The 25,826-nt window shown below is 70.0% G+C and carries 22 protein-coding genes; 3 read left to right on the forward strand and 19 right to left on the reverse strand.

Annotated features, from left to right (window positions below):
• Positions 1 to 167: 167 nt before the first annotated feature.
• Positions 168 to 1,598 (reverse strand): pyruvate kinase, encoded by a 1,431-nt coding sequence (pyk, locus tag Psi02_RS00620; protein WP_203950751.1) that lies wholly within the window; start codon positions 1,596 to 1,598, stop codon positions 168 to 170.
• A 211-nt stretch (positions 1,599 to 1,809) separates the two neighbouring features.
• Between pyk and Psi02_RS00625 the strand changes: the two genes are divergently transcribed.
• On the forward strand, positions 1,810 to 2,559 hold the full coding sequence (locus tag Psi02_RS00625) for a hypothetical protein (RefSeq protein ID WP_203970659.1): 750 nt from the start codon (positions 1,810 to 1,812) through the stop codon (positions 2,557 to 2,559).
• Positions 2,560 to 3,015: 456 nt separating this feature from the next.
• Here Psi02_RS00625 and Psi02_RS00630 read toward each other — a convergent pair whose 3' ends face one another.
• From Psi02_RS00630 to gltB, 3 genes are all read right to left on the reverse strand, one after another.
• Complete coding sequence (locus Psi02_RS00630) at positions 3,016 to 4,653, reverse strand: S8 family peptidase (RefSeq protein ID WP_239094486.1); 1,638 nt, start codon at positions 4,651 to 4,653, stop codon at positions 3,016 to 3,018.
• A gap of 273 nt (positions 4,654 to 4,926) precedes the next feature.
• Positions 4,927 to 6,411, reverse strand: a complete 1,485-nt coding sequence (locus Psi02_RS00635) for a glutamate synthase subunit beta (protein WP_203970660.1) — start codon at positions 6,409 to 6,411, stop codon at positions 4,927 to 4,929.
• Between the two features lie 12 nt (positions 6,412 to 6,423).
• Positions 6,424 to 10,947, reverse strand: a complete 4,524-nt coding sequence (gene gltB, locus Psi02_RS00640) for a glutamate synthase large subunit (protein ID WP_203970661.1) — start codon at positions 10,945 to 10,947, stop codon at positions 6,424 to 6,426.
• Positions 10,948 to 11,104: 157 nt separating this feature from the next.
• On the opposite strand from gltB, the gene Psi02_RS00645 reads away from it, so the two are divergent.
• Positions 11,105 to 12,670: a bis-aminopropyl spermidine synthase family protein gene (locus tag Psi02_RS00645; RefSeq protein ID WP_203970662.1), complete on the forward strand. Its 1,566-nt coding sequence runs from the start codon at positions 11,105 to 11,107 to the stop codon at positions 12,668 to 12,670.
• 4 nt (positions 12,671 to 12,674) lie between these two features.
• Here Psi02_RS00645 and Psi02_RS00650 read toward each other — a convergent pair whose 3' ends face one another.
• The 15 genes from Psi02_RS00650 to Psi02_RS00720 form a co-directional block, all read right to left on the reverse strand.
• Positions 12,675 to 13,586 carry a hypothetical protein gene (locus tag Psi02_RS00650; RefSeq protein ID WP_203970663.1) on the reverse strand — a complete coding sequence of 304 codons (912 nt, stop codon included), beginning with the start codon at positions 13,584 to 13,586 and terminating at the stop codon, positions 12,675 to 12,677.
• Positions 13,583 to 14,302, reverse strand: coding sequence for a VIT1/CCC1 transporter family protein (locus Psi02_RS00655; RefSeq protein ID WP_203970664.1), 720 nt, complete (start codon positions 14,300 to 14,302; stop codon positions 13,583 to 13,585). The genes Psi02_RS00650 and Psi02_RS00655 overlap by 4 nt, the downstream gene beginning before the upstream one ends.
• On the reverse strand, positions 14,299 to 15,609 hold the full coding sequence (gene lgt, locus Psi02_RS00660; RefSeq protein ID WP_203970665.1) for a prolipoprotein diacylglyceryl transferase: 1,311 nt from the start codon (positions 15,607 to 15,609) through the stop codon (positions 14,299 to 14,301). Before lgt ends, Psi02_RS00655 begins: the two co-directional genes overlap by 4 nt.
• Before the next feature lie 65 nt (positions 15,610 to 15,674).
• On the reverse strand, positions 15,675 to 16,421 hold the full coding sequence (locus Psi02_RS00665) for a DsbA family protein (protein ID WP_203970666.1): 747 nt from the start codon (positions 16,419 to 16,421) through the stop codon (positions 15,675 to 15,677).
• Positions 16,422 to 16,495: 74 nt separating this feature from the next.
• Positions 16,496 to 17,023, reverse strand: a complete 528-nt coding sequence (locus Psi02_RS00670; protein ID WP_239094487.1) for a MauE/DoxX family redox-associated membrane protein — start codon at positions 17,021 to 17,023, stop codon at positions 16,496 to 16,498.
• A gap of 184 nt (positions 17,024 to 17,207) precedes the next feature.
• Positions 17,208 to 18,002: a tryptophan synthase subunit alpha gene (trpA, locus tag Psi02_RS00675; RefSeq protein WP_203970667.1), complete on the reverse strand. Its 795-nt coding sequence runs from the start codon at positions 18,000 to 18,002 to the stop codon at positions 17,208 to 17,210.
• Between the two features lie 18 nt (positions 18,003 to 18,020).
• Positions 18,021 to 19,241 (reverse strand): tryptophan synthase subunit beta, encoded by a 1,221-nt coding sequence (gene trpB, locus Psi02_RS00680; protein WP_373317589.1) that lies wholly within the window; start codon positions 19,239 to 19,241, stop codon positions 18,021 to 18,023.
• A gap of 56 nt (positions 19,242 to 19,297) precedes the next feature.
• Entirely contained in the window at positions 19,298 to 20,116 is an 819-nt protein-coding gene (gene trpC / locus Psi02_RS00685) for an indole-3-glycerol phosphate synthase TrpC (protein WP_203970668.1), read from the reverse strand.
• A 144-nt stretch (positions 20,117 to 20,260) separates the two neighbouring features.
• Positions 20,261 to 20,692, reverse strand: coding sequence for a DUF2752 domain-containing protein (locus Psi02_RS00690; protein WP_239094488.1), 432 nt, complete (start codon positions 20,690 to 20,692; stop codon positions 20,261 to 20,263).
• A gap of 5 nt (positions 20,693 to 20,697) precedes the next feature.
• On the reverse strand, positions 20,698 to 21,117 hold the full coding sequence (locus tag Psi02_RS00695) for a CD225/dispanin family protein (RefSeq protein ID WP_203970669.1): 420 nt from the start codon (positions 21,115 to 21,117) through the stop codon (positions 20,698 to 20,700).
• 111 nt (positions 21,118 to 21,228) lie between these two features.
• Positions 21,229 to 21,912 carry a TIGR02234 family membrane protein gene (locus Psi02_RS00700; RefSeq protein ID WP_203970670.1) on the reverse strand — a complete coding sequence of 228 codons (684 nt, stop codon included), beginning with the start codon at positions 21,910 to 21,912 and terminating at the stop codon, positions 21,229 to 21,231.
• Positions 21,909 to 22,259 carry a phosphoribosyl-AMP cyclohydrolase gene (gene hisI / locus Psi02_RS00705; RefSeq protein ID WP_203970671.1) on the reverse strand — a complete coding sequence of 117 codons (351 nt, stop codon included), beginning with the start codon at positions 22,257 to 22,259 and terminating at the stop codon, positions 21,909 to 21,911. The genes Psi02_RS00700 and hisI overlap by 4 nt, the downstream gene beginning before the upstream one ends.
• 197 nt (positions 22,260 to 22,456) lie before the next feature.
• On the reverse strand, positions 22,457 to 22,999 hold the full coding sequence (locus Psi02_RS00710) for a hypothetical protein (protein WP_203970672.1): 543 nt from the start codon (positions 22,997 to 22,999) through the stop codon (positions 22,457 to 22,459).
• 121 nt (positions 23,000 to 23,120) lie between these two features.
• The gene (locus Psi02_RS00715; protein WP_203970673.1) at positions 23,121 to 23,843 is read right to left on the reverse strand and encodes a cache domain-containing protein; all 723 of its coding nucleotides are present in this window, start codon (positions 23,841 to 23,843) and stop codon (positions 23,121 to 23,123) included.
• Between the two features lie 3 nt (positions 23,844 to 23,846).
• The gene (locus Psi02_RS00720; RefSeq protein ID WP_239094489.1) at positions 23,847 to 24,653 is read right to left on the reverse strand and encodes a FadR/GntR family transcriptional regulator; all 807 of its coding nucleotides are present in this window, start codon (positions 24,651 to 24,653) and stop codon (positions 23,847 to 23,849) included.
• 92 nt (positions 24,654 to 24,745) lie between these two features.
• Between Psi02_RS00720 and Psi02_RS00725 the strand changes: the two genes are divergently transcribed.
• Positions 24,746 to 25,813 (forward strand): ABC transporter ATP-binding protein, encoded by a 1,068-nt coding sequence (locus Psi02_RS00725; RefSeq protein ID WP_239094490.1) that lies wholly within the window; start codon positions 24,746 to 24,748, stop codon positions 25,811 to 25,813.
• Positions 25,814 to 25,826: the final 13 nt, after the last annotated feature.

The following is a 25,826-nucleotide window of genomic DNA, read 5'->3' on the forward strand; positions in this document are numbered from 1 at the left end:
CGTCGGGCGCAGCACTCCTCACCGGCGCATGAAGACGGGATCGGGCCTCTCGCACCTGCCATGGTTCATCAGGGGAATGGCGCGATCAACCGGTTTTCCCGGGTCACCGGGGGTCACACGCGAAACGGCCACCGCCGGAGCGGTGGCCGTTCTCTGAGCGGAGTCGATCAGCGGGTGTTGGACACCGCGGAGCCGATCGTGTGCACCCGGAGCGCGTTGGTCGACCCGGGGTTCCCGGGCGGGGAGCCGGCGACAATGACGATCTTGTCGCCCTTCTCGCAGTGGCCGAGGGTCAGCAACGACGCCTCGACCTGGCGGACCATGTCGTCGGTGTGGTGCACGAACGGGACCTCGAAGGTCTCGACGCCCCACGTCAGCGCGAGCTGGCCGCGGACCTGCGGGTTGGAGGTGAAGGCCAGCAGCGGAATCGACGACCGGTAGCGGGCGAGGCGGCGGGCGGTCTCGCCGGACATCGTGAAGGCCACCAGGGCCTTGGCCCCCACGATCGCACCGACCTCGGCCGCGGCGCGCGCGATGGCGCCACCGGTGGTCTCGGGCAGGCGGTCGAGGTGGTGGGTGGCGTGCAGCGTGGTGCCCTCGGCGGCGGTGGCGATGCGGGCCATCGTGGCGACCGACTCGATCGGGTAGGTGCCCACCGAGGTCTCACCGGAGAGCATGACCGCGTCGGCGCCGTCCATCACCGCGTACGCGACGTCAGAGGTCTCGGCGCGGGTCGGGCGAGGGGCGCTCATCATCGAGTCGAGCATCTGAGTGGCCACGATGACCGGGTGGGCCTTCTCCCGGCACAGCTCGATGCAGCGGCGCTGCACGATCGGGACCTGCTCGAGCGGGAGCTCCACGCCCAGGTCGCCACGGGCGACCATGACGCCGTCGAACGCGTCGACGATCTCCTCGAGCTGATCGACCGCCTGCGGCTTCTCGATCTTGGCGAGGAGCGGCAGGTGCACGCCCTCCTCATCCATGATGTCGCGGACCACCTGGGCGTCCTCCGCCGTCCGCACGAACGACAGGGCGATCATGTCGAAGCCCGTGCGGAGCGCCCAGCGCAGGTCCGCCTCGTCCTTCTCGGTGAGCGTCGGGGCGCTGACGGCGACACCCGGGAGGTTGAGACCCTTGTTGTCGGAGATCATTCCGCCGATGACCACACGCGTGACGACGCGCGGGCCCTCCACGGCGGTCACCTCGAGGTTGAGGCGGCCGTCGTCCACGAGGATCGTGTCACCCGGATTCACGTCACCGGGCAGACCCGCATAGGTGGTGGAGACGATGTCCCGGTCTCCGGGGACGTCCTCGGTGGTGACGGTGAACACGTCGCCGAAGCCGAGCCGTACGGGACCGGACGCGAACCGGCCGACGCGGATCTTGGGACCCTGGAGGTCGGCGAGTACGCCTACGGCCTCACCCAGCTCGTCGGCGGCGGCCCTGACCCGGTCGAACACCTCCTTGTGCAGCTCGTGGCTGCCGTGGGAGAGGTTGAAACGGGCCACGTTCATCCCTGCGGCGATGAGCTCACGCAAACGCTCCGGCGAGGAGGTGGCGGGCCCAAGGGTACAGACGATCTTTGCTCGACGACTCACATACCCCACCCTAATTGGTACAGACCACTTGGTAGTGACGACCCACATACCTGTCGCCAAATGTTCAGAGACTTCACGTGATCACCCACGTGCCCTAACGTGACCATCCATGGGACGTATCCGGGCATGGGGCGCAGTTGCGGCACTCGTCTTGGCGGCCGCCTGTTCAGCTCAGGCTACCGAATCGGACCAGCCCCCGGCCGGGGTTTCCGTGTCACTGAACCAGTGGCGCAGCGGCGAGGCCGCCCACGCGATCGAGGTGTCCGTCCGGAACGACACCACGACGCCGGTGCGATTCCAGGACGTGCAACTCGTCACCGCCTCGTTCGTGAAACTTCCCCCCGAGCGGGTGGACACGACACTCGGCCGGACTCCCCGGACCGACCTCCGGATCCCGTACGGCCAGGCCCGCTGCGATCCGGCACGGATCCCCGCGGTCCAGCCGGCGACGGTGATCGCCCACATCCAGGTGGGAAACGAGCCGCTCCGGAAGGTCACCTTCACCATCCCGCACCCCGACCGGACATTGAGCGGGCTGGTGAACGCCGAATGCGGGGCCTTCATCCTGCGGGAGTCGGCTGACGTCACGTTCGGCGATTCCTGGACACACGAGGGCAAGGTGCTGAACGGGGTCCTCCTCGTCACGAGGAAGAACGGCAACGAGGCGGTCTCGATCGACGACCTCGGCGGCACCACCCACTTCAACATCCTGCCGGTGTCGGGCAAACGCCATCCGGTCGTGGTGCTCGAGCCGGGGGTCCGGAGCCTGGAGATCCCTGTGGTGGTCACCCCCGCGCGTTGCGACCCGCACGCGTTCGGCGAGGCCAAGAAGGCGTACCTGTTCCCCGTCTGGGGCACCGTGGCCGCCGGGGAGACCTACTGGCTGATCGCCACTCCGTCGAAGCAGACGCAGGCGACCATGTTGTCGTACGCGGAGGACACCTGCGGCATCTCCAGTTGATCAGCGGGCCATATCCCCCAGGGCCCCGCCCCCCTTTTGGGTGGTGATCATGCACAGGTTCGGTGAACGGCCCATTGACATGCACAAACCCCAGCCGTGATCATGCACGAGTTCGGCAAAATGGCCCTGACCTGCGGATTCCGCTTCCGTGATCATGCACGGATTCGGGAAAGCGCCCCACCACCAGGGCGAATTCAACGCGTGATCATGCAACGAGCCCGCCATTGCATGATCACGGCCGATATCGGCCCAGGTCGACGACCCGATCGCCGAACGTGTGCATGATCACGCCCGCGGTTTGACCAGGTCACGCGGCAAGATCCCGAATCCGTGCATGATCACGGACCGGGTTCGCCCACGTCCACGGCACACTCGCCGAACTCGTGCATGATCACGAACCCGGGAACCTTAGGTCACCAGACCTTTCCCCGAACCTGTGCATGATCACGCCCGATTTCAGGGGGTGACGGTGGCGGCTTGGGCGGCGTTGGCTATGCCGTGGCCGAAGAAGCCGTTCTTCTCCTTGGTCCCCTCACACGTCTGCGTGGCCGTGCCGTACTTGAAGGCGCGCGGCGTCGGGCAGGACGTCTGGGTCGCCGACGCGTACAGGAGCTTCTCCACCTGGTTCGGGTCCATGGCCAGACCGCCCTTGCCGGGCACGCCGAACCGGCTGATGATGATCGCCGCGATTCCCGTCACATGCGGGGCGGCCATCGAGGTGCCCTCGAGGTACTGGTAGTAGGCGCACGTCCCCCCATGGCAGTCGCGCACGACGGACGCGTCGACCGGGTTGCCGCTGGCGTCGATCTGGTGCCCGGCCTTCAGCACGGCGGTCGGGGCCGCGGCGAGGATCTCCCTGCGCTCCCCGATCAGAGAGGTCCCGCTGTCGAAGATGTCGCCGCCCGGCGCAGCGATGTCGGTCTGCTCGACCCCGTAGTCGGAGTAGGCCGCCTTCTGGCCGCTGGGCCCCACCGAGGAAACCGCGATGACTCCGGGAAGCTCGGTCGGCACGTTGAGGCAGGTGTTGTCGACCGTGCGCTCCTTCTCGGCCCCGAGCGGATAGTCGGGACTGGCCGTGTCCTTGCTCGGCCTGCCCAGGTCGGAGCCGCTGTTGCCGATGGCGGTGACCATGGTGACGCCGCGCTGGTGCGCGTAGGCGACGGCCCTGCGCATGCCGACGAGGATGCCGCGCTGGGCCAGTTGGTCGGCCCGCGAGTCCTGGGGGCTGGCCGCGCAGTTGAACGTCCAGGGGTCGACGTAGAAGCTCATGTTGACCACGTCGACACCCACGTCGCCCGCGTAGGCCAGGGCGTCCATGGTCGGCTTGAGGAAGAAGTAACCGGAGTCGGTCCCGGCCCTCAGATTGACCAGCGACACGTCGGGCGCGACCCCGGCGACGCCGATGCCGTTGATCGGCGAGCCGATGGTGCTGGCCACATGGGTGCCGTGCCCGTCGTCGTCCTCGTCGGCGGGGTCCTTGCAGCCCGCGACCTCGCAGGCGCCGTCGAACTTCTTGCCGTTGACGTCGTTCGGCAGGTCGGTGACGAAGTTGCGGCTCAACTGCCGGTTGAAGTTGGCCGCGATGTCGGGGTGGTTGCCGTCGACCCCGGTGTCGATGATGCCCACCAGCACCTGGTGGTTGCCCCGCGCCTTGGCGTACGACCCGGTGGGCGTGGCGCCGATCATCTTCATGTCCCACTGCCGGTCGGACAGCGGGTCGCCGGCCACGGCCTTCGCTCCCCCCGACGTCTTCGGCGGAGGGGCGGCCATCGGCATGTCGGCGGCGGAGCCGATGGGGAGGTCGGGCGTGACGCCGACGACGGAGGGGCTGTCCGCCAGCGGTTCCGGAGCCGGGGCGCGCACGATGAGGTAGCCGAGCCTGTCGTCCTGGGACTCGATCACGCCCCCCGCGGCGGTGACCGCACGCGAGGCCGTGTCACGGGCGCCGTCGGCGTAGAAGACCAGGTAGTCGCCGCCCTTGCCGGGTGGGATGGACTTGGGGACCGGCATCGAGACACCGGCCGTGGCAGCGCTCGCGACGCCCACCAGTGCGATCGAAAACAGTGCCTTCGCGACACGCCCCCGTGATTTCAACGATCCTCCTCGATCCGGGCCCGGCATCCCTCACAAGTGCCCGCTATCCAGCGCGCGATTCAACCACCTTGCAGGGATACTTCCCGTTTTGTACGGCTAACGCCCCCGCCGCCGCGACCAGGCACAGGCTCCGGGACCCTACCCCTCCCCGGCGAAAAGCCCGACCGTGATCATGCAAAGACTCGTCCTGACCGGCCGACGTCCGGCGAACCGGGCCGTGCCGGCGAGGTCCCGTGCGCGATCGCCCCCACGATCACGCACGGGTCCCCGGCGTCAGACGAGCGGACGGGCCGTCGGCGGGATGGCGACCGGAAGGGCCGTCCGCCCGCTCAGGTACCGGTCCACCGCCGCGGCCGCGGAACGGCCCTCGGCGATGGCCCACACGATCAGCGACTGCCCCCGGCCCATGTCGCCCGCGGCGAACACCCCGTCCACGGCGGTCTCGTACGACCGGCCCCTGGCGACGTTGCCACGCGGGTCGAAGAACGAGGCCGGGTCTGCGGCCAGCTCGGCCAGCCCGGTGAGCAGCGCGCTCTTCTCCGGTCCGACGAATCCCATCGCGAGGGTGACCAGGCCGGCGGGGATCTCCCGCTCGGTGCCGGGGATCGGCTTGAACCCGGCTCCCGGCCCCTCGACGTCGACCAGGCGCAACGCCCTGAGGTTGCCCTCGGCGTCACCGAGGAACTCCTGCGTGGAGACCGCGTAGACCCGGTCCCCCTCGCCGGCCTCGAGCTCCTCGTGGGCGCTCTCCATCTTGAACAACATCGGATAGGTCGGCCACGGCTGCGCACCCGGCCGGCTCTCCGGCGGCCTCGGCATGATCTCCAGCTGGGTGACCGAGGCGGCCCCCTGCCGGATCGCCGTGCCGATGCAGTCGGCGCCGGTGTCGCCGCCGCCGATCACCACGACGTGCTTGCCCGCGGCGGAGACCGGGGACTCCGCGAGGTCGCCCTGCTGGACGCGGTTGGCCAGCGGGAGGTATTCCATCGCCTGGAGGACGCCGCCCAGCTCACGGCCGGGCATCGGCAGGTCGCGCCACGCGGTGGCGCCGCCCGCGAGCACGATCGCGTCGAACTCCTCGCGCAACTCGGCCACGGTGACGTCCACGCCCACGTTGACCGACGTGCGGAACCGGGTGCCCTCCGCCTCCATCTGCTCGAGGCGGCGGTCGATGTGCCGCTTCTCCATCTTGAACTCGGGAATCCCGTAGCGGAGCAGGCCGCCGATCCGGTCGGCCCGCTCGAAGACGGTCACGTCGTGCCCGGCGCGGGTGAGCTGCTGCGCCGCGGCCAGGCCCGCCGGGCCGGAGCCGACGACCGCGACCCGCCGTCCCGTCCTGTCCAGCGGCGGCTGGGGGGTGACCCAGCCCTCGGCGAAGGCCCGGTCGATGATCTCCACCTCGACCCGCTTGATCGCGACGGGGTCGGAGTTGATGCCGAGGACGCACGCCGCCTCACACGGAGCCGGGCACAGCCGGCCGGTGAACTCGGGGAAGTTGTTGGTGGCGTGCAGCCGTTCGATCGCCTCGCGCCAGTCGTCACGGAAGACGAGGTCGTTCCACTCGGGGATGAGGTTCCCGAGCGGGCAGCCGTTGTGACAGAACGGGATGCCGCAGTCCATGCAGCGAGCCGCCTGCTGCGTGAGAGCCGGACGGGAGAAGTCCTCGTAGACCTCGCGCCAGTCGCGGATGCGCACGTCGATGGGACGGCGCGCCGGCAGCTCACGCCCGTGCCTCATGAAACCCTTCGGGTCAGCCATCTGGTGTGCCCCTTATCCGTGCGCGGCGGCCATGACGGCCTCGTCGATGTCCCGGCCCTCGGCCTCGGCTGCGGCCCGTGCCCGCAGGACCCGCTTGTAGTCCGTCGGCATGACCTTCCCGAACCTGGCCAGAGCGGAATCCCAGTCGGCCAGCAGGTCCTTGGCGACCGTGGATCCGGTCTCCGTGAAATGCCTTTCGACGATCTCTCTCAGGAACTCGGCGTCCGCGTCCTCCAGCGGCTCGACCTCGACCATCTCCCGGTTGACGCGTTCCGGCCTGATGTCGAGCACGTAGGCGACGCCGCCCGACATGCCGGCCGCGAAGTTGCGCCCGGTGGCGCCGAGGACGACCGCCCTGCCCCCGGTCATGTACTCGCAGCCGTGGTCGCCCACACCCTCGACGACCGCGGTGGCGCCGGAGTTGCGCACGCAGAACCGCTCGCCGACGACGCCCCTGACGAACACCTCGCCGGACGTCGCGCCGTACAGGCCGACGTTGCCGGAGATGACCTGCGTCTCGGCCGCGAACGGCGCGTCCGGGTGCGGCCGGACGACGAGCCGCCCGCCCGACAGGCCCTTGCCGAGGTAGTCGTTGGCGTCGCCGATCAGCCGCAGCGTGACGCCGCGCGGGACGAAGGCGCCGAACGAGTTGCCGGCCGATCCGGTGAACGACACGTCGATCGTGTCGTCCGGCAGGCCCGCCCCGCCGTACCGCCTGGTCACCTCGTGGCCGAGCATGGTCCCGACCGTACGGTTGACGTTGCGGATGGGCAGGTCCAGCGTCACCCGGTCACCGAGTTCGAGCGCGCCCTCGGCGAGCTGGATGAGGGTGTTGTCCAGGGCCTTGTCCAGGCCGTGGTCCTGCGCGACGACCTTGTGCAGCGGGGTGCCCTCGGGCAGTTCCGGCTGGTAGAGGATCGGCGACAGATCCAGGCCCGCGGCCTTCCAGTGCTCGACCGCCTGGGCGGTGTCGAGCATCTCGGCGTGGCCGACGGCCTCGGCGATCGAGCGGAAGCCGAGCTCCGCGAGGTACTCGCGGACCTCTTGCGCGATGAACTCGAAGAAGTTCACCACGAACTCGGGCTTGCCGGTGAACCGCTTGCGCAGCTCGGGGTTCTGCGTGGCGACGCCCACCGGGCAGGTGTCCAGGTGGCAGACGCGCATCATGACGCAGCCGGAGACGACCAGCGGCGCCGTGGCGAAGCCGAACTCCTCCGCGCCGAGCAGGGCGGCCACGACGACGTCCCTGCCGGTCTTGAGCTGGCCGTCGGCCTGGACGACGATGCGGTCGCGCAGGCCGTTGAGCAGCAGCGTCTGCTGGGTCTCGGCCAGGCCGAGCTCCCAGGGCGCGCCGGCGTGCTTGAGCGACGTCAGCGGCGAGGCGCCGGTGCCGCCGTCGTGGCCGGAGATCAGCACGACGTCGGCGTGGGCCTTGCTGACACCGGCGGCCACGGTCCCGACCCCGACCTCGGCGACCAGCTTCACGTGGACGCGGGCGCGCGGGTTGGAGTTCTTGAGGTCGTGGATGAGCTGGGCCAGGTCCTCGATCGAGTAGATGTCGTGGTGCGGCGGAGGCGAGATGAGGCCGACGCCGGGCGTGGAGTGCCGGGTCCTGGCGATCCACGGGTACACCTTGTGGCCGGGCAGCTGGCCGCCCTCGCCGGGCTTGGCGCCCTGGGCCATCTTGATCTGCAGGTCGTCGGCGTTGACCAGGTACTCGCTGGTCACGCCGAAGCGCCCGGAGGCCACCTGCTTGATCGCCGACCGGCGGGCGGGGTCGTGCAGCCGCTCGGGGTCCTCGCCGCCCTCACCGGTGTTCGACTTGGCGCCGAGCCGGTTCATGGCGATGGCGAGCGTCTCGTGGGCCTCCATCGAGATCGAGCCGTACGACATGGCGCCGGTCGAGAACCGCTTGACGATCGACTCGACCGACTCGACCTCCTCGATCGGGATGGGCGTGCCCGGACGCAGCTTGAACAGGCCCCGCAGGGTCATGAGCTGCTCGGACTGCCCGTCGACGAGCGAGGTGTACTCCTTGAAGATCTCGTAGCGCCGGGTCCGGGTGGAGTGCTGGAGCTTGAAGACCGTGGTCGGGTTGAACAGGTGCGGCTCGCCCTCGCGCCGCCACTGGTACTCGCCGCCGACCTCCAGGCGCCGGTGCGCGTTCTCGGCGCGCGGGTAGGCCCGGGCGTGCCTCTCCAGCGCCTCGCGGGCCAGGACGTCGAAGCCGACGCCGCCGAGCCGGGAGGTCGTGCCGGTGAAGCACTGGTCGACGACCTCGGACCCCAGGCCGAGTGCCTCGAAGATCTGGGCGCCGGTGTAGGAGGCGACCGTGGACACGCCCATCTTGGACATGACCTTCAGCACGCCCTTGCCGTACGCCTTGATCAGGTTGCGGACGGCCTTGTGCGGCTCGAGGTCGATGACGCCGGTGGCGATCAGGTCCTCGGCCGTCTCCAGGGCGAGGTAGGGGTTGATCGCGCTGGCGCCGTACCCGACGAGGAGGGCCATGTGGTGGCACTCTCTGGCCTCGCCGGTCTCGAGGACGAGGCCGACCCGGGTGCGCGACTTCTCCCGGATGAGGTGGTGGTGCACCGCGCCGGTGAGTAGCAGCGACGGGATGGGCGCCTTGTCGCGGGAGGATCCGCGGTCGGACAGCACGATGATCCGCGCGCCGTCCCGGATCGCCGCGGAGACCTCCTGGCGGATCTCCTCCAGCCGACGGGTGAGCGCCTCGCCCCCGCCGGCCACGTCGAACAGGCCCGAGACGACGTGCGGCTGGAAGCCCGGCAGCCCGCCCTCGTCGTTGATGTGGACGATCTTGGCGAGCTCGTCGTTGTCGATCACCGGGTAGGGCAGCACGAGACGCCGGCACGAGGGAGCGGCAGGGTCGAGCAGGTTGCCCTCGGGGCCGATCGTCGACTGCAGCGAGGTGACGAGCTCCTCGCGGATGGCGTCCAGAGGCGGGTTGGTCACCTGGGCGAACAGCTGGCTGAAGTAGTCGAACAGCAGCCGCGGCCGGTCGCTCAGCACGGCCACGGGCGTGTCGGTCCCCATGGAGCCGATCGGCTCCGCCGCCGTCCTGGCCATCGGCGCCAGGATGATCCGCAGCTCCTCCTCGGTGTACCCGAAGGTCTGCTGCCGCCGCACCAGCGCCTCGTGCGTGGGGTGCTCGTGCTCGCGCTCGGGCAGTTCCTCGAACCGCACCAGGCCCGCGTGCAGCCACTCCTCGTACGGCTCGGCCGCCGCGAGTTCGGCCTTGATCTCGTCGTCCTCGATGATCTTGCCGCGAGCGGTGTCGATCAGGAACATGCGGCCCGGCTGGAGGCGGCCCTTGCGGACGACCCTCTCCGGGGCGATGTCCGCGAGCACGCCCGCCTCGGAGGCGAGCACGACCAGGCCGTCGTCGGTGACCCAGAACCGGCCGGGGCGAAGGCCGTTGCGGTCGAGCACCGCCCCGACGAGCGTGCCGTCGGAGAAGGTGATCGACGCGGGGCCGTCCCAGGCCTCCATCAGCGTCGAGTGGAACTCGTAGAACGCCCGTCGCGCCGGGTCCATCTCGGCGTGGTTCTCCCACGCCTCGGGGATCATCATCAGCACGGCGTGGGGCAGCGACCGCCCGCCCAGGTGGAGCAGTTCCAGCGTCTCGTCGAAGGACGCGGTGTCCGAGCCGTCCGGGTCGCAGATCGGGAACAGACGCTCCAGGTCACCGGGGATGAGGCCGGTGGTCAGCATGGCCTCGCGGGCGCGCATCCAGTTCCGGTTGCCCTTGACGGTGTTGATCTCACCGTTGTGCGCGATGAACCGGTACGGGTGGGCCAGCGGCCACGAGGGGAAGGTGTTGGTGGAGAAACGCGAGTGGACCAGCGCGATGGCCGAGACGTAACGCTCGTCGGCGAGGTCGGGGAAGAACGGCTCGACCTGCAGCGAGGTCAGCATCCCCTTGTAGACGATCGTCCGGCTGGACAGCGACGCGAAGTAGACGTCCGCCTCGTGCTCGGCGCGCTTGCGGAAGGCGAAGACGAGCCGGTCGAGCTCGAGGCCGCTCTCGCCGCCGGGCGAGCTGACGAACAGCTGCCGGAAATACGGCATGACCGCGCGGGCGCTGGCCCCGGGGAGGGTGCGGTCGACCGGCAGGTCGCGCCAGCCGAGGACGGTCATGCCCTCTTCGGCGGCGATCTCCTCGATGAGGCCGACGGAGATGTTCCTGGCCTCCTCGTCGAGCGGCAGGAAGGCGGTGCCCACGGCGTACGCGCCTTCCTGCGGTAGCGGGAAGCCCGCGACCGCCCGGAAGAACGCGTCGGGGATCTGCGTGAGGATGCCGGCACCGTCACCGGTGTCGGGCTCGCTGCCGCTGGCCCCCCGATGATCGAGGTTGCGGAGCGCCGTCAGCGCCTTGGAGACGATGTCATAGCTGCGCCTGCCGGCGACGTCGGCCACCATGGCCACGCCGCAGGCGTCATGCTCGTTCGAGGGGTCGTACAGGCCCTGGGGCTCCGGAAAGCCTCTGGGTGAGCCAAGGCGGGCAGCAGGCATCTAGTCACTCCCGTCGTCATCGTCTGTTCGAAACAGAGGGACGACGTTGGCCCTGCTGCAATTATGGTACGTAGAGATTACCGCACCCTGCCGGAATAGTCCCCGTGGGTCCGCTTCGCGAATCTTCATTGGTTAACACGATGGATACAGTTGCCGCATGGCGGCTCATGAGGCGATCGATCAGCTCTTGACCTCGGCGGGCGTGGACAGCCGCCGTCTCCGCAGGGCCCTCGGCCTTCTGGGCGGCGGCGACTGGTGGACTCTGGCCGATCTCGTCCGGGAGACCGCGACGTCACGGCGTTCCATCGAGTCGCTGCTGCGTGAGCTCCCCCTTGAGCGCACAGGCGACCGCCTCCGACTGCCGGCCGATCGCGCCAGACGTTATAACGAAGCCCTCGGTCGCGATATTTCGGGCCTGACGGATCCGGTCGCCGGCCTGGCCGGAGAGCACGCCGACACCCTCGAGCGGCTGAGGGACCTGATCGCCGGTGCCCCGCGGGGCCGCCACACACTCGACCACGTCGCCGCGACCGCCGACACGGTCCTGCGCCGGGCCCTGCTTCTCGGGGCCCGCTTCTGGCTTCCGGGCGCCAGGCTGCTCTGCGTGGGCGACCACGACCTGACCTCCCTCGCCGTACGGATGATCCATCCGGATGTGGACGTCACGGTCGTCGACATCGACGAGCGGATCCTCGGCTACATCGACGCCCAGGGCCTCGGCGTCAGGACCCGCTGGGCGGACCTGCGCCTGGGCCTCGCCCCGTCCGCGCGCGGGCAGGCCGACCTGGCGATCACCGATCCGCCCTACACACCCGACGGGATCGGCCTGTTCGTGGCACGCGCGGCCGAGGGGCTGCGGGACCGCGACCACGGCCGGATCCTCCTGGCCTACGGGGCTTCCGAACGCACCCCCATGCTGGCCCTCAAGGTACAGAACACCTTGTCTGACCTAAATCTTCTTAATGAAGCGATATTTCCGGACTTCAATAGGTATGACGGTGCCGAGGCCATCGGCAGCGCCGCCGACCTGTACATTCTCCGGCCGACGACCAAGACGTGGCCGGCCGTCTCCGCCCGGGTCGACAGGCTCGCCACCGCGATCTACACCCAGGGCCCCCAGTCCGTCGAGGCCGCCTCTCCGGCGGGTGCGCCGGCCGGAGAGGATCCGGCGGAGTTCGCCCCCGCCCTGCTCGCCGGGGAATGGCCCCGCGAACTGCTGCCGAAGGTGCCCAGGACGAGGCTGTCCACCCTGCTCGCCAAGCCGTACGCCGCCGCGCCGGAACGGGTGGCCGTGGCCGTGCCCGCCGGGCTTGAGGCGGCCCTCCCCCGGTTGCTGCTCGCGACCCGGGCCAGGCACGTGCGCGTCCTGCTCGCCGGCCGGCCGGACGACCTGCCCGCGCTGACAGAGGGGGTTCGCCCCGTGTACGACGTCACCTGCCGGTCCGCCGGCGCGGGGGCCGTCCTCGACGCCGTACGGCTGCCGCTCCCGGACGCCGATGCCGCGCGGATCGTCCGGCGGATCCTCGACAGCGCGCACGGCAAGGTGGCCAACACCTGGCGCGAGGCGCTGGCCGAGACGGCCGGGCTGACCAGGAAGGAGGCCAGGGCCGTGGTCGAGGAGGCCGCGCCGTGGGCTGGGGATCTCACCGCGCTGGAACTGCCTCTTCACCGCCTCGCCGGGCTCCCCGCCGACGTGTCGGCGACACTGGCCGGGGCCCGTTGACCTGTCAGGTGGCCGGCGGGGGAGGCTGGGACTCCTCGTATCCTCCGGACCCCGGAGCGGGCTCGCTGGGCGGCGGTTCCGACGGCTGCGCCGTGTCGTCTCCCTCGTCCCCTCCGGCGGGGGCCGCGGGCAGCCCGGCGACCGCGACCACGCGGCGGTAGAGCGCCTTCTCCGACTCCCGGACCGCCAGCCCGAGCGTGACGAAGTCGTCTTTGCGCCCCGGCTCCGCGCCGTCCGCGCGGCCGATCCAGGCGAGGCCGACGAAGTGCCCCATCGCCTGACCGCTGGCCTCCGTGTACCCCTGGAACTTCGCCTTCTCCGACTCCAGCGGCAGGACCCAGCCGTCGTGGTGCAGGGCCTTGAGGTTGTCGACGAGTTCGTTCGCGGCGTCCACGTCGGCCAGGTTGAACATCGCGTACTGGGCGACGTAGTCGCCGTCGGCGGTCGCGTACAGCCCGCGGACGGCCTGCTCACAGCCCGCGTCGGCCAGCGCTCCCGCCAGGCCGCCCCACACGGTGCCGCCGCAGTTGTCGTCCAGGCTGCTGGCGATCCGCTTGAGGACGATCCTGCCCGACGTGAGCGTCTTGGCGCCGAAGACCTCCTTGGCCGTGAGCGGCGCCGCGTCGGCCTTCCTGTCGGCGATCGGCCCGAACTGCTTGGGGGACGGCCATGCCTGGTAGAGGTCCGGCCGGGCCTTCCCGAAGGGGTCCGACCCCTGCTCGTCCGGCGCCGCGGCGCTCCCGGTTATCGAGGTGGCCAGCAGGACCAGGCCCAGCGCGGTCGCGAGGGTGGCGGTGATCGACCCGGTCCACACCAGGACGCGCCGCTGACTGTCGGTCATCCCCGACTCGGCGGGTGGTGCCGAGTCGGCCCATCTGTCCCGGGAACCGGACGTCCGGCGCTTTCGCCTGGTCATGAACCGCCGGCTCCGATGAGCGTGCCAAGCCCCCAAGTCAGACTCGCAGCCAGGCCGCCGACGAGGAGCTGGCGCAGGCCGCTGAACCACCAGCTTCGCGCGGTCACCCTGGAGACCAGCGCGCCGGCGGCGAACAGAGCCAGCATCGACGCCACTGCCGGGATCCACAGGACCGTCAACCCAAGGAGGTACGGCACGAGCGGGATGAGCGCCCCCACGCCGAACGAGACGAAGGACGAGGCCGCCGCGAGGACCGGCGAGGGCAGGTCCTGCGGGTCGACGCCGATCTCCGCCCGCGTGTGGACCACGAGCGCCTGCTCCGGATTACGGGAGATCTGCCTGGCGACCTCCCTCGCGGTGTCCGGCTCCACGCCGCGCTGGATGTAAAGCTGCGCCAGCTCGTCCTCCTCCGACTGAGGATTGCGCTCCAGCTCTCGCCGCTCGATGTCGATCTCGGCCTCGGCCAGCTCCCGCTGGCTGGCGACCGACACGTACTCGCCGCCCGCCATGGAGAACGCGCCGGCCGCGAGGCCGGCGACGCCCGCCAGGGAGATGATCTTCGTGTCGGCGGTTCCTCCCGCGACACCCGCGATCAGGGCGAAATTGGAGACCAAGCCGTCCATCGCGCCGAACACCGCAGGCCTGAGCCACCCACCGGTGACGTCCCGGTGCTGGTGATGGATCTCGGCCCGCGCCCCCGAGCCGCCTTCGGTCATCTCTGGCCGGCCTCCCGGTCAGGTACGGCCTGAGCCTCGCCTGCCGCCCGTTCGCCGTCCTGACCGTCCTGACCGTCCTGCCCGTCCTGACCGGCCGCCGAAGCGGGGACGGGAGCCGTCACGGGCGGGGCGATGTCGGACTCGTCCGCCTGGTCCCGCTGGTGCGCCGGGTCGACGCCGTCCGCCTCGTCAGCGGCCTCCGCTGCGTCGGACGCTGTGTCGGCCGCCGTGCCCGCCGCCGCGTCGGATGCTGGTTCCGCAGCTGGTTCGGCCGCTGTGGCGGACGCCGGTTCGGCCCCTGCGCCTTCAGCCAGGTCCGCCGCCGTGTCGCCCGCCGTCTCCCCGGCCGGTTCGCTCGTGAAGGCGGCGACCTTGGTCTGACCGGCCGCTAATTCGGAACCGTCCGCCCGCTCCCCCGCGGATCCGTCCTCGCTCGCGTCTCCCGCGGCGTCCGCTGCGGGCTCGTCACCGTCGGCCGGAGCCACGGGGGCGTCGAGGATCTCCTCGCCCTTCTTGTTCCTGGCGAACCAGAAGTACGCCACGGCCAGGATGAAGATGACCACCGAGGTCCACTGGTTGAGCCGGAGCCCGAGGATGTGGTGCGCGGGATCGACCCGCAGCCCCTCGATCCAGAACCTGCCCAGGGTGTATCCCGCGACGTACAGCGCCAGCAGGCGGCCGTGGCGCAGGGTGAACCGCCTGGCCAGCAGCACGAGGACGCCCGCGAGGGCGAGGTCCCACAAGGACTCGTAGAGGAACGTCGGGTGGTAGGTCTCCACGCCGGCGATCGCGCCCGGACGGCCAGGATCGATCTCGAGGCCCCACGGCAACGTGGTCGGGCTGCCGAACAGTTCCTGGTTGAAGTAGTTGCCCCACCGGCCGATGGCCTGGGCCACCGCGACCGCGGGGGCGAGGGTGTCGGCCACCGCGGTGAAGGAGATCCCGCGCCGCCGGCAGCCGATGTAGACACCGAGCGCACCGAGCGCGATCGCGCCCCAGATGCCGAGGCCGCCCTTCCAGATGAAGAGCGTGTCGATCGGCCGATTGGGCGCTTCGGATCCGAAGTACAGCTGCCAGTCGGTGATGACGTGATAGAGACGCCCGCCGACCAGGCCGAACGGCACGGCCCAGACGGCGAGATCGGTGATCGTTCCAGCTGCGCCGCCGCGGGCGCGCCAACGGCGCTCGCCGATCCAGACGGCGACGATGACGCCGAGCACGATGCACAGCGCGTAGGCCCGGATCGGGATCGGGCCGAGATCCCAGACGCCCTGTGACGGACTGGGAATCGAGGCGAGGGGTGGCATGTCAGGTGACGTTACCGTAAGTCCGCCCGCCCTCGGTGCACACCGCGGAGTACAGGTACCGAAGCTCACTTGGCCGCATCGAGAACGGCCTCCCGCAGAGCGCTCGGCACGAACGCGGTGGTGCCCAGACTCTGCCCGTCCAGCATGACGGTAGGCGTCCCGGGCAGCTTCTGAGTGGCGATGACCTGGGCGGAGTACTGCTGGTGGGCGGCGACGTTCTTCTGGTCGCGCACGCAGCTCTCGAAGTCCGCGCCCGTGACGCCGACGTCACGGCCCCAGCGGACCAGGTCGTCGACGCCGAACCCGACCGACGTCTCGCTCGGCTGTTCCTGGTACAGCCTGTCGTGGTACTTGAGCCACTGGGCGCCGTCCGTCACGCACCGGGCCGCCGAGGCCGCCCGTAGCGAGTTCGACATCGTCGGCTCCTGTTTGAAGATCGTGAGCAGGTGGTAGACGACCTTGGCCTTGCCCTCGGCGGCCAGGTTCTTCAGCGTCGACCCACTGGTCAGCTCCAATTGCTTACAGGCGGGGCACTGGTAGTCCTCGTAGACGTCGACCACGGGCGCGGTGACTCCTGGCCTCGCCATGACGACCGGGCCGTCCGGCTGGATCTCGACCGGCGCGAGAGCGCCCGTGACCTCCTCCGACGCGCTCTGCCGTACCGACCACCAGGTGACCGCGCCGGCGACCACGACGATCACGCCGATCGTGGTCAGCATGGTCGTGCGCTTGCGCTGCTCCTGTTTGCGGACCGCCTCGCGCTGCGCCGCGGCCCGCGCCTTGGCCGATGCCTCCCGTGCCCTCTTACTCAAGCAAGCCCCCCGTGGCTGCTCCGCCGGCCATCCAGCGCCGGCCTCAGAGAGGTCGCGGTGAGCCCGCGACCTCGTCAATCCGTATCGCTGCCGTCCTCGTCGTCCTCGTCGCCGTCTGCTGGGCCGGGTTCGCGCGAACCGGCCAGACCGAGCGCCGAGTCCATCGCGAACCGGCCGGGGGGCTTGTAGACGATCCAGGCGGCGCAGAGCAGGAAGCCGGCGTCGCGCAGAAGCTCCCAGATGTATCCGGGGTCCTGATCCGCGCCCACCGTGCCGCCGCCGCCGAAGCAGCCGCAGTCTATCCGCAGGCCACGCGCCCACGCCGAAGAAATGCCGACGATGAAGGCCACCATCAGCACTCCGCCCACGACGGCCGAGGGCCGGGTGAGCAGGCCGAGGACGAGCAGGATTCCGACGATGATCTCCACGATCGGCAGGCCGTGCCCCACCACTGTGGCCAGGGTGTCCGGCAACAGCTCATAGGCCTTGACCGCCTGCACCGAGACCGCGGGCGCGCCGATCTTGATCGCGCCCGCGACGAAAAGAGAGACGCCGAGCACGAGTCTCGCGACGGTGGTCACCCAGGAGAGCGCCGTGACCACGGACCGTAATGGACTCAACACCGGCCTGCCCGATGCCAACTGAACCATCGTCTCCCTCGTCCCGCTCGGCAACCCCGGGTGAACAATATCGGGACCAGCACAACATGTGACGGATAAGAGCACGGTAAGCAGGGGTTTTACCGGCCCTACCGAGAGGCGGGCCGGAAATGCCCGCCATTGCGCCTCAGCGCCGGACGCCTCGCGCCAGCTCGTACGCGAGCTCGCGAACCTCGGCGAGTCCCGTCTTCTCGTCCGGCGCGTCGAGGAGGCGCCTGATGAAGGCCGAGCCGACGATGACCCCGTCCGCGTAGGCGGCGACCTCCGCCGCCTGCCGGCCGTTGCCGACACCGAGCCCGACGCAGACCGGCAGGGAGGTGTGGGACCTGGTCCGCTTCACCAGCCCTTCGGCGGCGGAGCCCACGGATTCCCTCGCGCCGGTCACGCCCATCAGGGAGGCCGCGTAGACGAATCCGGTGCAGCAGGACGCGACCCGGCTGATCCGCTCGTCCGGCGAGCTGGGCGCGACCAGGAAGACGGTGTCGATCCCCGCCTCCTTGCTCGCCGCGAGCCACGGCCCGGACTCCTCCGGCGTGAGGTCGGGCGTGATCGTCCCCGCCCCGCCCGCCGAGGCCAGGTCGCGCGCGAAGCGCTCGGCCCCGTAGCGGTCGACGGGGTTCCAGTACGTCATCACGAGCGTGGCGGCACCCGACGCGGCCACCCCTTCGACGGTGCGCATCACGTCACTGATGCGAGTGCCGTTCAGGAGAGACCGGTGCACCGCGTCCTGGATGGTGGGCCCGTCCATGAGCGGATCGGAGTACGGCAGGCCGATCTCGATCACGTCGCAGCCGGCCTCGACCATGGCGGTCGCGGCGGCCACGGCCCCGTCCTTGCTGGGGAAGCCCGCGGGCAGGTATCCGACCAGAGCGGACCTGTTCTCGGCGCGCGCCTTCTCGAAGACCGTCTGGAGTGTCGTCATCGGTTGCCTCAACGGATGTCAGAGGTTGAAGTACTTCATCGCGGTGCCCATGTCCTTGTCGCCACGGCCGGAGAGGTTCACCAGGATGGTGGCCTCGGGGCCGAGCTCACGGCCGAGCTTGAGCGCTCCCGCGAGGGCGTGCGAGGACTCGATGGCCGGGATGATGCCCTCGGTTCGGGCCAGGAGGGAGAAGGCCTCCATCGCCTCGGCGTCGGTGACGCCGTGGTAGACGGCGCGGCCGGAGTCCTTGAGCCAGGCGTGCTCGGGACCGACGCCCGGGTAGTCGAGGCCGGCCGAGATCGAGTGCGACTCGATCGTCTGGCCCTCCTCGTCCTGCAGGACGTAGGTGCGTGAGCCGTGCAGCACGCCGATGCTTCCCTTGGTCAGCGTCAGTGCGTGCTCGCCGTTTTCGGCGCCCCGCCCGCCGGCCTCGTAGCCGTGGAGCTGGACGTTCTCGTCGTCGAGGAAGGCGTGGAAGATGCCGATGGCGTTCGACCCGCCGCCCACGGCCGCCGCTACCGCGTCGGGCAGCCTGCCGGTGAGCTCCAGGACCTGGCGGCGGGCCTCGACCCCGATGATGCGGGCGAAGTCACGGACGATCTCGGGGAACGGGTGCGGCCCCGCGACCGTGCCGAACAGGTAGTGGGTGCGGTCGACGTTGGTGACCCAGTCGCGGAAGGCCTCGTTGATGGCGTCCTTGAGGGTCTGGCTGCCGTTGGTGACCGGGACGACGGTGGCCCCGAGCAGCTTCATCCGCGCCACGTTGAGCGCCTGACGCTCGCAGTCGACGGCGCCCATGTAGATGACGCACTCGAGCCCCATCAGCGCCGCGGCGGTGGCGGTGGCGACGCCGTGCTGGCCCGCTCCCGTCTCCGCGATCACGCGGGTCTTGCCGAGACGCTTGGTGAGCAACGCCTGGCCCAGCACATTGTTGATCTTGTGGGCGCCGGTGTGCGTGAGATCCTCGCGCTTGAGCAGCAGCCGCGCGCCGCCGGCCTGCTCCGCGAAGCGCGGCACCTCGGTGATCGTCGTCGGCCTGCCCGCATACGTGCGCAGCAGGTGGTCGAACTCCCGGATGAAGCCCAGGTCCGTCTTGGCCTTCTCGTACTCCGCGGCCACCTCGTCGAGCGCGGGGATCAGCGCCTCGGGCACGTAACGGCCGCCGAAGACGCCGAACTTGCCGCGGATGTCGGGGTCGTCACCCCGGACGCCGCCACCGGCCAGGTCGGCGGAGGTGATCAGGACCCCCTCCGCCCCCGTCGTCCGCTCTTCTCGATGAACGCTGTCTGTCACGACTACCTCTCGGATCCCGTGTCCAGGCGTGAGGCCGGATGCGCTCCGGCCGTCACCAGATCGTTGACGGCGGCCCGGGGGTCACGCCCCGTCACGAGGCTCTCCCCCACCAGCACCGCGTCGGCGCCCGCCCGGGCGTAGGCGAGCAGGTCGTGCGGGCCGCGCACACCCGACTCGGCGATCTTGATGACGCCGTCGGGCACCTTCGGCGCCAGCCGGGCGAAGACCTCACGGTCGACCTCGAGGGTCTTGAGGTCCCGCGCGTTCACCCCGATGATCTTGGCCCCCGCCTCGACGGCCCGGTCGAGCTCTTCCTCGGTGTGCACCTCGACCAGCGGCGCGAGCCCGATCGACTCCGCCCGCTCGATGAGCGACACCAGGGCGTTCTGCTCGAGGGCGGCGACGATCAGCAGGGCGAGGTCCGCGCCGTAGGCCCGGGCCTCCCACAACTGGTAGGAGGTGACGATGAAGTCCTTGCGCAGGATGGGGATGTCCACCGCCGCACGGACGGCGGCGAGGTCGTCGAGCGTGCCGCCGAATCTGCGCCGCTCGGTCAGCACGCTGATGACGTGCGCTCCGCCCGCCTCGTAGTCGGCGGCGAGGGCGGCGGGGTCGGCGATGGCGGCCAGCGCGCCCTTGGAGGGGCTTGAACGCTTCACCTCGGCGATCACCGAGACCTTGTCGCCTCCGAGCGCGGGGTAGGCGTCCCGGGGCCCCGGCGCGCGCGACGCTCGCTTCTTGAGCTCCTCGATGGGCACGGTCCGCTGCCGCTCTTCGAGGTCTTCTCGCACGCCCAGGATGATGTCCTCGAGAACACTCACGCGTCCTCCTCGCCCTCGGCTCGGATCCCGCGCGAAATACCAGTCCGCTCGCTCACGCGTAAGGGTCCCTCCGGTCGGCTGCGCTCCCTGTCTTGCCTTGCGATGCTATCGGCCCGGCTCGCGCCGCTCCGCCACTGGGTCTCGTCAGGGTGCGAGGAATTGGCCGAAAGGTGTGTTCCGTACGACCCCGAACACAAGTACGACGACGAACAAACCCCAGATGTACGCGGGATGCGCCAGGCTCGTGCGCGCAGGGCGTCCCTGCCATGATCGTAACGTCCACCGGCCCCACCAGAAGAGGAGGAACGGGAGGGTCGCGACAGCCAGCGGATTGAGCCCGAGAGCAGACCCGATATCGGCGTGTCCCAGGGCGTGCATCGCCCGCAGCGAGCCGCACCCGGGACAGTACAGGCCGGTGAGGAACAGGAACGGGCAGGTCGGATAGTGACCGGACTGGTTCGGGTCGACGGCGCCGACATACGCGAACGCCGCGCCTGTGATCGCCGCCACGCCGAGCGGCGCGAGCATGGACCGAAGCCGGTCCACCCTCCGCCGCTGGCGGACGATCTGCGTCATGCCCGTCAGTATGACGAGGTGGGGTAGGACGTGCCGAGGCTGACCCCGATCACCACGAAGACGATGATGTACAGCACGGAGAAGGCGATGCCGGTGATCACCGCCGCGATCCACCACTTCTTGGCCGACTCCGAGGAGGCGAGGGCGCCCTGGTAGTCACCCGCCGCCCACTTGGAGTTGACCTGGCTGGAGTAGACGATCGACACGATGCCCAGCGGAAGGCAGCAGAGGATCGTGGTGATGATCGCCATGGCCAGGTGGTTGTTCGGCGGCGTGGGAGGCGCGCCGTACCCGCCCGGAGGGGGGTAACCACCGGGGGGATAGTTTCCGCCGGGGGGCGGGTAACCCCCGGGAGGGCCGTAGCCTCCGCCGGGCGGCGGCGTCCCCTGACCCCCCGTGTCGCCCGGCTGATTTCCGTAGCTCATCGATGCTCCCCTGAGATCATTCGTTGCGGCCGGAAGCCTATCGACGGCGACGCCCGATCTGGAGGAAACCTCAAGGTTGTGGACAAGTTGTGATCTGGGGCCAAAACGGCGCTAGGAATCGTGAGACTGCCGGGGCTCCAGGGTCGGGTCGGCTCCCTCGTCCAGGGCCTCCCACAAGGCCCGTTCTCCCGTGGCCTTGCGAGGGCGCGCGCTGCGCCGTTCTCCCGACGATCCGGTACGGCTCCCGCCGTCGGCGCGGTCGTACCGGCTCGACATGCCGGGCCATCTCGTGCTCCTGACGACGGCCACCACCCCGGCGGCCACCAGCACGAGCCCACCAGCGATGGACAGCAGGGGCCACCCCCACACCAGGGACTCCGAGACGGGCCTGCCGCTGGACATCATCGACGAGGTCGCGTGCTCGCGCGCCGCGGCCGCGATCGCCTCCGACCGCGTGCCCGTCCAGCTCGCCGCCGCGACCGCGACGCCGCACAGGCCGATCACCACGGCGATCGCCCGCCTGGCCAGGCCACGGGTGGCGAGCACGGCGACCGTGGCCGCCAGGGCCGCCAGGGTGGCCGGCGTGAGGGAGGCGACGATCTCGGTTCCCGTGACGGCCACCTTGCCCGGTCCGAGCGCGCCGGCCTGCGACTGGAAGGTCACCGTCGCCCACGTGCGCCCGGCGGCCACCAGCACCAGCCCGGCGCCCACCGCACACGTGATCAGCCAGGCCATCAGCGCGCGCCGTGCCGTACGAGCCGGGCCGGGCGCGGGCGTCCCGTCCTGCGCGGTCATGCGTTCTCGCTTACCTCGAGCACGTCCGCATCGAAGCAGGTGCGGTCGCCGGTGTGGCAGGCGGCCCCCACTTGGTCCACCTTGAGCAGAATCGTGTCGCCGTCGCAGTCGAGCGCGACGTGCCTGACCCACTGGACGTGACCCGAGGTGTCGCCCTTCACCCAGTACTCCCCGCGGCTGCGGGACCAGTAGGTCGCCCGGCCCGTGGTGAGCGTGCGGTGCAGCGCCTCGTCGTCCATCCAGGCGAGCATCAGCACCTCGCCGGTGTCGTGCTGCTGCACGATCGCGGGCACGAGCCCGTCAGTGGTGCGCTTCAGCCGTCCGGCGATCTTCGGGTCGAGTGCCATGTGCCCAATTCTGCCGCATGCGGCCATCGGGGCACGTCAGCCCAGCAACTGTCGGCTCACGTCCGCCGACCGGCGCATCACCGGCCGGAGCCAGTCTTTCCCGAAGCAGTCGAAGACCTTCTCCTCGGTGGTGAATCCCGGGCTCCCGTAGAGTCAGATGGCGATACGGTTGTCCGATCTCGGTCATTTCGACCGCCTCATCCGTTGCGCTTGGCCCTGCGAAACACCTTTGAAATGAAGTCCGCGTTTGAAGTCACGCTTTGTACGAATGGCTGTCCGGCCATGAGCGTGTCCACGTAGGAGACGAACGGCGGGGCGAAGAACGTGCGGGCGGCCGGCCACACTTCACGGAAATCAGCGAGGGCGAAGTCGGCCTCGAGAACCTTGCTCCACGCCGTCCAGACGTGTTCGGGCAGGAGGCCCGCCTCATGGTTCAGGTAGTTGAACTCGTGGAGCTCGATCTCCACGATGACATACAGCCTCTTCTTGTTCCTGCTGCGCGTGGAGGCTCCGTAGCCCCGCTGTGAGAGATGCCACGCAAGCAGACGGGGGTCATTCCAGAGGAAGGGAATCCTCGAACTGGCGGTCGCCTGCACCTGGGCCTGAAACACCGTTTGACGGAGCGAGGAAGCGAGAGATGCGTTCTGCCGGCTCAGCGCGCGCACCTGCAGAATATTCAGAACAAGGGCGACGACGACTGCGACGAGGGAAACTGCTTGAAACCAGTCACCTGGACTCATGACGTCTCAGCCCCCACATGACGGTCAAAGTCGTCTATAAGGACCAACAACCTAATTTATCAGGCTCTGATCTCTTATTGCTGCAATCGTGACTATTTTGTAGCAGGCCTTCGTGAAACGCTCAGACTTTCGCCGTGACCAGGGAGAGCGGCAGGTCGCGCACGGGCCGTACGGCGAAGCCCTCCGCGCCGCGGTAGAGGGATCCGGCGACCCATCGCGCGGTGTTCGAGGCGACCACGCGGCCGCTCGCGTTGACGAGGAACGCCGGGGCGGAAAGCTCACGAAGCGCGGGGAGCACCGCACCCTCGAAACGGCGGACGAACACGTCGGCCGCCGCGACGCCGACGAACGCGCCGTCGAGGACGACCGGCACCGAGAGCGTGAGGCTGTATTCGTCCGTGCACAGATAGTCGACGTACGGCCCGCAGATCGTGTGCCCGGCGCCGGAGAGCGGGCCGGTGTACCAGTCCCAGTGGGTGTAGTCGTAGAAGGCGCTGCTCGACGGGTCGAGGTCGCGCAGCAGTTGGACCGGGGCGCCCGAGGGGTTCTCCTGCCACCATTCGAGGTACCAGTGAGCGTCGGCCAGCAGGCCCGGCGCCGCGATGAACCCGATGCCCGCGATGAGAGCCGCGACGCCGTTCCCGTTCAGGTGCGCCCACAACGACGGCCGCAACCCGGCGAGGTCGGCGGCCACCGGCCGGCGGCCCCGGCGCCGCACGCACCGGGCAGACGCGTCGCGCACCTCGCGCAGAGTCCCGAACACGCCCTCGATCGCGTCCCCGACGCGGGTGAGCACCCCCGCGACGGCGGGGCTGTGGTGGCCGGCGCCCACATCTGTGATCATTTCTTACTCCTGGAGCCCCAGCCGAAGCTCGATGAGATGTTCTATCGCGTCGAGCACGTGCCGCTCGGCGTGGGCTCTGGCCTGGTCGCCGTCGCCGATCTCGATGGCGTGGGCGATGGCGTGGTGCTGTGCGGCCATCTCATCGTGCCCGCCCAGCGCCTCGTGAGACAGCCAGAGCAGAGGTCCGACGTCGGCCTGTAACCGGATCTCCTCCTGAGTGAGTCGTGCGGACTGCGAGGCCGCCGCCACCTCGATGTGGAACCGGCCGTCGAGTCTCCGAAGCTGAGCGATCATGCCAGGGGGCACCCGCGCGGCGACCGCGGCCATCTCGTCGAGGGAACGCCGGAGCGGCGCGACGTCGGCGGGCAGTGAGCGCTGGGCGGCCAGCCGCGCCGCCGCCCCCGCGATGGCCGTGTAGTGGTCCCCCAGATCGCGCAACTCGTCGACGGCGAACAGGCGCAGGCGGGTGGACACGTCGATCTCGGAGGGAGCGCGGACGAAGCTGCCGCCGCCGCGTCCGCGCCGGGTCTCGACCATCCCCTGCTGGCGGAGGGCCATGAGGGCCTCCCGGAGGGTGACCGTGGAGACGCCGAGGCTCGCGGCCAGCTCGGCCTCACTGGGAAGCTGCTCCCCGTCGGCGAGAAGGCCGACGGCGATCGCGTCGGCGAGGCGGCGGACGACGACGTCGACCCGGGCCGTGCTGTCCACAGGCGAGAAGACGGCGAGCCGGGCGGCGTTCACCATGCCGTCCCCACCGCCTTCGCCGTCCCAGCTGAGAGCGAGCCGATCGGCCGCTGCCGGCCGCGCCACCCCCGGGCCGGCGCTCCGCTGCGCCAGAAGTTAACACGGTGAATCCGGTCCGGGACTTTACGGGAAACATTTAACCCCATATGTTTTCGGCCATGCCAGACCAAGCAGTCAGCCTCCGCGGCCTGCGCAAGAGCTTCGGGAGCGTCGAGGCGGTCGCCGGCGTGGACCTCGATGTCGCCGACGGGGAGTTCTTCGCGATGCTCGGGCCGTCCGGTTCGGGGAAGACGACCGTGCTGCGGATGATCGCCGGATTCGAGTCACCGACGGCCGGGACCGTCGAACTGGCCGGCCGTGACGTCACCCGGCTCGCACCGTTCGAGCGCGACGTGAACACCGTCTTTCAGGACTACGCCCTGTTCCCGCACATGAGCGTGCTGGAGAACGTGGAGTACGGCCTGCGGGTGAAGAAGGTGGCCAGGGCTCCGCGGCGGGAGCGGGCCCTGGAGGCCCTGCGCACGGTGCGTCTCGAAGGCTTCGAGAAACGGCGCCCGGGCCAGCTGTCGGGAGGCCAGCGCCAGCGTGTGGCGCTGGCCCGCGCCCTCGTCAACCGTCCGCGCGTGCTCCTGCTCGACGAGCCCCTCGGGGCGCTCGACCTCAAGTTACGCGAGGAGATGCAGGTCGAGCTGAAGGCGATCCAGCGCGAGGTCGGCATCACCTTCCTGTTCGTCACCCACGACCAGGAGGAGGCGCTCACGATGAGCGACCGGGTCGCGGTGTTCAACCAGGGCAGGATCGAGCAGATCGGCACTCCGGCCGAGATCTACGAGCGGCCCGCCAGCGCGTTCGTGGCCGGCTTCGTCGGCACGTCGAACCTGATCTCCGGCGAGGCGGCGCGGGCCGTCCTCGGCAAGGAGGGCACCTTCAGCGTCCGGCCGGAGAAGCTGCGGGTGGTCGCGGGTGACGGCGAGACACCGGGGCCGGACGAGCACAGCGCGTCGGGGACGGTGTCCGAGGTGGTCTACGCCGGGCCGGCGACCCGCTTCGTCGTCGACCTCGACGCCGGCGTGCGGCTGATCGCTCTGCAGCAGAACCTGCAGGTCTCGTCCATGGACGTCATGGGCCTGCGGGGCACCAGGGTCAGCCTCGTGTGGCACCGCCGGCACGAGTTCGCGATCGCGGACGTGAGCCTGGCCGTACCCCGGGAAGCGGCACACCCATGACGCCCGCCGGCCG

This window comes from Planotetraspora silvatica (assembly GCF_016863315.1).
Taxonomy (GTDB): domain Bacteria; phylum Actinomycetota; class Actinomycetes; order Streptosporangiales; family Streptosporangiaceae; genus Planotetraspora; species Planotetraspora silvatica.

What these genes read in the sequence shown, in the direction of transcription:
- Psi02_RS00650 (WP_203970663.1), bottom strand. Translation starts at nt 13,586, where the DNA reads ATGACCAGGCGAAAGCGCCGGACGTCCGGTTCCCGGGACAGATGGGCC.
- gltB (WP_203970661.1), bottom strand. Translation starts at nt 10,947, where the DNA reads ATGCCTGCTGCCCGCCTTGGCTCACCCAGAGGCTTTCCGGAGCCCCAG.
- trpA (WP_203970667.1), bottom strand. Translation starts at nt 18,002, where the DNA reads ATGACGACACTCCAGACGGTCTTCGAGAAGGCGCGCGCCGAGAACAGG.
- Psi02_RS00695 (WP_203970669.1), bottom strand. Translation starts at nt 21,117, where the DNA reads ATGAGCTACGGAAATCAGCCGGGCGACACGGGGGGTCAGGGGACGCCG.
- Psi02_RS00655 (WP_203970664.1), bottom strand. Translation starts at nt 14,302, where the DNA reads ATGACCGAAGGCGGCTCGGGGGCGCGGGCCGAGATCCATCACCAGCAC.
- lgt (WP_203970665.1), bottom strand. Translation starts at nt 15,609, where the DNA reads ATGCCACCCCTCGCCTCGATTCCCAGTCCGTCACAGGGCGTCTGGGAT.
- Psi02_RS00700 (WP_203970670.1), bottom strand. Translation starts at nt 21,912, where the DNA reads ATGACCGCGCAGGACGGGACGCCCGCGCCCGGCCCGGCTCGTACGGCA.
- Psi02_RS00635 (WP_203970660.1), bottom strand. Translation starts at nt 6,411, where the DNA reads ATGGCTGACCCGAAGGGTTTCATGAGGCACGGGCGTGAGCTGCCGGCG.
- Psi02_RS00690 (WP_239094488.1), bottom strand. Translation starts at nt 20,692, where the DNA reads ATGACGCAGATCGTCCGCCAGCGGCGGAGGGTGGACCGGCTTCGGTCC.
- Psi02_RS00645 (WP_203970662.1), top strand. Translation starts at nt 11,105, where the DNA reads ATGGCGGCTCATGAGGCGATCGATCAGCTCTTGACCTCGGCGGGCGTG.
- Psi02_RS00715 (WP_203970673.1), bottom strand. Translation starts at nt 23,843, where the DNA reads ATGATCACAGATGTGGGCGCCGGCCACCACAGCCCCGCCGTCGCGGGG.
- hisI (WP_203970671.1), bottom strand. Translation starts at nt 22,259, where the DNA reads ATGGCACTCGACCCGAAGATCGCCGGACGGCTGAAGCGCACCACTGAC.
- Psi02_RS00725 (WP_239094490.1), top strand. Translation starts at nt 24,746, where the DNA reads ATGCCAGACCAAGCAGTCAGCCTCCGCGGCCTGCGCAAGAGCTTCGGG.
- Psi02_RS00710 (WP_203970672.1), bottom strand. Translation starts at nt 22,999, where the DNA reads ATGAGTCCAGGTGACTGGTTTCAAGCAGTTTCCCTCGTCGCAGTCGTC.